Genomic DNA, 4,665 nt, shown 5'->3' with positions numbered 1-4,665 from the left:
CTGGTCCTCCTGTTGGTCATGCTGGGGAGATTGCCGCTCACGTTCCTTGCGCAACCACCGATCCAACAGGCTGCGATTGATTCCCAGAGACCGGGCAGCTTCGGCCACCCCATACCCCTGGCGCTCAACCAACGCCACTGCCTCAGCCTTGAATTCCGCCGTGTATCGACGTCGTGCCTTCTTGCTCATGAACACCTCCGATGCATAGCCTACGAGGCTTAACGGGGTGTCCGCTACAATTGAACCACTTCAGCCGCTACCGATTGCGCTGACACCCCATGAAGATGAAGAGCACCCTCGACGATACACAGCTGATGGAACACGGCCCGGTATGGAAGCTGTTTCTCCGCTACGCGCTCCCGAGCGTGGTGACCGTGGTGTTCTTTGGCGTGCAGAACTTGATCGACGGCGTGGTGGTGGGGCAGCATCTTGGGGCGGACGCCCTGGGCGGGGTGAACATCATCCTACCCTTGTTCAGCGTGATCATGGTGCTGGCCCTGGTTGTCGGCATCGGTAGCCAGACCCTGGTCAGCATGGGCCTGGGCCAACGCAATGACGACCGGGCGCAGGACGCAATGAGCACCGGCTTCCATGCACTGGCGGTGATCAGCCTGATCGCCACCGCCCTGCTGTGGCTGTTCGCCGAACCCGTGGTACGGCTGATGGGCGCCGAAGACAGGCTGCTGCCCCATGCCCTGGGCTACCTTGAGGGTCTGGCCCCCTTCATCCTGCCGATCACGCTGTGCTTCTACTCCGACGCCATGCTGAAGGCGCTGGGGCATCCGAAGTTCTCGATGCTCATCATGTCTCTGGCCGTGCTGATCAATGTGGCGCTCAGTCTGCTGTTCGTGATCGGGCTGGGCTGGGGCACGCTGGGCGCGAGCGTGGCCACCGGTATCGCCTTCACTATCGGGCTGCTGATTTCGGCCCGCATCACCTTCAGCACCCGCCAGCGGCTGTCGATGCTCAAAGGTCGTTTTAGCCTGCCGCTACTGCGCCGCGCCTGCTACAACGGTTCATCCGAAGGCGTGTCAGAACTCGCCGCGGCGATTACCATCCTCATCATCAATCTGACTGTGGTGCGCCTGCTCGGGGCCGACGGTGTGGCCGCCTTCACCGCTATCAACTACATCAACTTCACCGGGGTGCTGCTGTTTCTGGGCATCGCAGATGGACTGATTCCGGTGATCAGCTACAACTATGGTGCCCGGCGCTTCGACCGCGTCAAGCGCGTGATCCGATTTGCGGCAATGGTCAACCTGGGCATCGGCATTGCGGTGTTCGGCGTGCTGCAGGTACTTGGAGAACATGCGATCGGGTTGTTCTTCGATAGCGGTGATACACACGCCTTCCAGATCGCCGTCGAGGGGCTGCACATCTACGCGTTCGTATTCCTGATGAATGGCCTCAACGTGCTGATCACGGCCAGCTTCACCGCGCTCGGCGATGCGCGCAGTTCAATCATCGTCGCCACATTGCGCGGGCTGGTGTTCGTGCTGGCCGGCGTCACGCTGCTGCCGCAGTTCCTCGGCATCACCGGGGTATGGTTGGCAATGCCGCTGGCGGAGTTGCTGACGCTTGCGGTTGCCGTCGCACTTCTGTTGCGAACCAGCCGCCGCCTGTCGAGCTTGTCATAAGAGATGCCTGAAAACTCGGACCCGTACGCAATGTTCGGTATCGGGAGGCCGATCCGCAAGGTCGGCCAGTACCTGTTGAGCTGAGGCTTCACGCCGTAACAGCCAGTCAAGCGAGCCCTTACGCAAGTCAGGACGAAGCTGCGCCAGGACGGACTCTACCGAGCCACGGCGGTAGCGGCTATCTCCGGGCCATCGTGCCCGTGCAGGCCACCACCGAGTGCCTTGTACAGCACTACCCGGTTGGCGATTTCCGCACGGCGCAGTTCCAGCAGCGCCTGCCGTGCAGCCTGCAGTTGGCGCTGCGCGTCGAGCAGTTCCAGACGGCCATCGAAGCCGGCGCGGTAGCGCAGGTCAGACAGTTCCAGGCGCCGCTCAGCAGCCATCACCGCGCGCAGTTGCGCATAGATCTGGCGGTCGTAGGTGGCCGTACCCGCAAGAGCGTCAGCCACCTCGTAAAAGGCGGTCTGGATGGCACGCTCGTACTGGATGACAGCCTCAGATTTGCGCAACTCGGCCAAGCGCAGTTCGGCACGCAGGCGCCCGCCCTGGAACAGCGGCTGGGAGATCTGCGGCGCGAAACGCCAGACCTGCCGGGCCGGGTCGAACAAACCGCTGAGCGAACTGCTGGCATAGCCAAACGAGCCGGTGAGGGAAATCTGCGGAAAGAACGCCGCCCGCGCCGCGCCGATATCGGCATTGGCTGCCACTAGCATCTGTTCGGCCTGGCGCAAATCCGGACGTGTCAGCAACAGATCGGCCGGCAGCCCGGCCGGAAGGCGTGCCACCACCGGTTGCCGCTCCAACGGCAACGCTGACGGCAGATCGCCAGGCAGTTCGCGGCCCACCAACAGCTGCAGGGCATTCCCCGCTTGCGCCAGGGCGCGGCGACGCGCTTCAAGATCGGCCTCGGCCAGCGCCACCTGCTCTTCGGCTTGGGCTACGTCCAGGCTGCTGTTCTGCTCTGCCTGCTTGAGCAGACGTGCCAGTTCCAGCGAATGTTGCCAGTCGGCCAAATTGCATTCGGCCAGTTTCAGTTGTTCGTCCGCCAGACGCTGGGCGAAATAGGCCTCTGCCACCGCACCAATCAGGGTGATCTGCACTGCATCGCGGCCCTGCTCGCTGGCCAGATAGCGCGCCAACGCGGCATCGGACAACGCCCGCAGGCGGCCAAACAGATCCAGCTCAAAGGCGCTGAGGGCGACATTCATCCCGCTCTGCTGGCTCACCTCGTGGCTGGCGCGGCCATCCCTATCGCTGTTCAAGCCGCGTTCACGCGTGCGCGTCGCCTCCAGCCCCAGGGCCGGCAGACGCGCGGCACGCTGGATGTTCGCCTGCGCCTGCACCGCCTGGACGTTGAGGGTGGCCAGGCGCAGATCGTGGTTGTTGGCCAAGGCAAGCTCGATCAGCCGTTGCAGGCGCGGATCGCCGAACATCGTGCGCCAGCCCAGCGCACTGGCTGGCAGCGCCACAGCCGGCGCTTCTGCGACCACGGGAAAGCTCGCCGGCACCGACGCAGACGCAGGTGAGGGTTGTAGGCTGGGTGTCAGCGAGCAGGCGGTCAGGCAACCAAGCAGCAGCAAAGTCAGTAACAGACGCATCAAGGGTTCTCCTGAGTCAGCACGGCGGTGCCACGCTGCGCACGCCAGGCGCTGAAGCGCTCCTGAGTGCCGATGACGAACACGAAAAAGGCAGGCACGAAGAACACCGCCAGCAAGGTACCGCTGAGCATGCCGCCGAACACCCCGGTGCCGATGGCATGCTGGGTTTCCGCGCTGGCACCGCTGGCAAGCATCAGCGGTACCACGCCGAGGGAGAATGCCAGCGAGGTCATCAGGATCGGCCGCAGGCGCAGGCGTGCAGCGGTCACTGCGGCATCGATCAGCGTGAGGCCCTTGGCATGCAACTGGCGGGCGAACTCGACGATGAGGATGGCGTTCTTCGTCGACAGACCAATAATGATGATCATCCCGACCTTGAAGAACACATCGTTGGGCATGCCGCGCAGCATCACTGCGGCCACCGCGCCGAGCAGACCCAGCGGCACCACCAGCATCACCGTCAATGGAATCGACCAGCTCTCGTACAGCGCAGCCAGCACCAGGAACACCACCAGCGCCGAAAGCAGCATCAGCAGCGGTGCCTGTGCTGCCGACTGACGCTCCTGCAGCGATTGCCCCGTCCAGGCCACGGCGAAGCCTCGCGGCAACTGCGCTACCAGTCGTTCCATCTCGGCCATCGCCGTGCCGCTGGAAACGCCCGGGGCTGCCCCCCCGGCAATACGCACGGCGGGGAAGCCCTGGAAGCGCATCATCTGCTGCGGCGACTCGCCCCACACCGGCGTCACCACCTCGCGCAGCGGCACCATGCCTCCACTGGCATTGCGCACGCGCAGGCCAAGCACGTCGTCCAGTTGCATGCGCGCCGGGGCGTCGGCCTGCAGGATGACCTGCTGCATGCGTCCGGCATTGGGGAAGTCATTGACATACAGCGAGCCCATGGCCGCCGACAGCGTGCTGCTCACGGCAGCGAAGGACAGACCCATGGCCTCGGCCTTCTGCCGGTCGATTTCCAGGTGGATGCTCTCGCCAGGCGGCAGTCCGTCTGAGTAGACATCGCTGACCACACTGCTATGGGCCGCCAGCGCCAGCAGTTGCGCCTGCGCCTCCAGCAACGCAGCCTCGCCCCGGTTGGCCCGATCCTGCAGGAACAGGGTGAAGCCGGATGAGGTACCCAACTCGTCTATGGCTGGCGGCATCAGGCTCATCACCATGCCTTCGACGTTATCCGCCATGGCCTGCTGCACCAGCTCCGCTTCCTCGTGCGTGGAGGCATCGCCACGCTGATGCCAGTCCTTGAGCATGGTAAAGGCCATGGCCGCATTGGGACCGGAACCAGAGAAGCTAAAGCTGTTCTGGTCAAGTCGCAGCGGACACGGATTAAGCAGCAACCGCTAAAAAATGTTGCTGAGGGGTGATGTACCCCAGGGACGAGTGGAGCCGGTCGCTGTTGTACTCCATCTCGATGTACT

4 protein-coding genes are annotated in these 4,665 nt (G+C 63.8%); 1 reads left to right on the top strand and 3 read right to left on the bottom strand.

Going from position 1 to position 4,665, the window contains the following annotated elements; translation table 11 throughout:
• Nucleotides 1–189, bottom strand: a 189-nt coding sequence (locus CKO35_RS17185) for a transposase (protein ID WP_200173378.1), incomplete at its 3' end; no start/stop codon positions are given.
• An 89-nt stretch (nucleotides 190–278) separates the two neighbouring features.
• Between CKO35_RS17185 and CKO35_RS17180 the strand changes: the two genes are divergently transcribed.
• On the top strand, nucleotides 279–1,637 hold the full coding sequence (locus tag CKO35_RS17180) for an MATE family efflux transporter (RefSeq protein WP_242467345.1): 1,359 nt from the start codon (nucleotides 279–281) through the stop codon (nucleotides 1,635–1,637).
• Between the two features lie 155 nt (nucleotides 1,638–1,792).
• Here the strand turns inward: CKO35_RS17180 and CKO35_RS17175 are convergent, their stop codons facing one another.
• Both CKO35_RS17175 and CKO35_RS17170 read right to left on the bottom strand, forming a co-directional pair.
• Complete coding sequence (locus CKO35_RS17175) at nucleotides 1,793–3,235, bottom strand: efflux transporter outer membrane subunit (protein WP_242467344.1); 1,443 nt, start codon at nucleotides 3,233–3,235, stop codon at nucleotides 1,793–1,795.
• Nucleotides 3,235–4,584: an efflux RND transporter permease subunit gene (locus CKO35_RS17170; protein WP_274600872.1), complete on the bottom strand. Its 1,350-nt coding sequence runs from the start codon at nucleotides 4,582–4,584 to the stop codon at nucleotides 3,235–3,237. Before CKO35_RS17170 ends, CKO35_RS17175 begins: the two co-directional genes overlap by 1 nt.
• Between the last annotated feature and the right edge of the window lie 81 nt (nucleotides 4,585–4,665).

Source organism: Ectothiorhodospira shaposhnikovii (assembly GCF_016584105.1).
Taxonomy (GTDB): Bacteria; Pseudomonadota; Gammaproteobacteria; order Ectothiorhodospirales; family Ectothiorhodospiraceae; genus Ectothiorhodospira; species Ectothiorhodospira shaposhnikovii.
The sequence above is the reverse complement of the archived record's forward strand: the minus strand, read 5'-3'. Positions and strand labels throughout refer to the sequence as shown.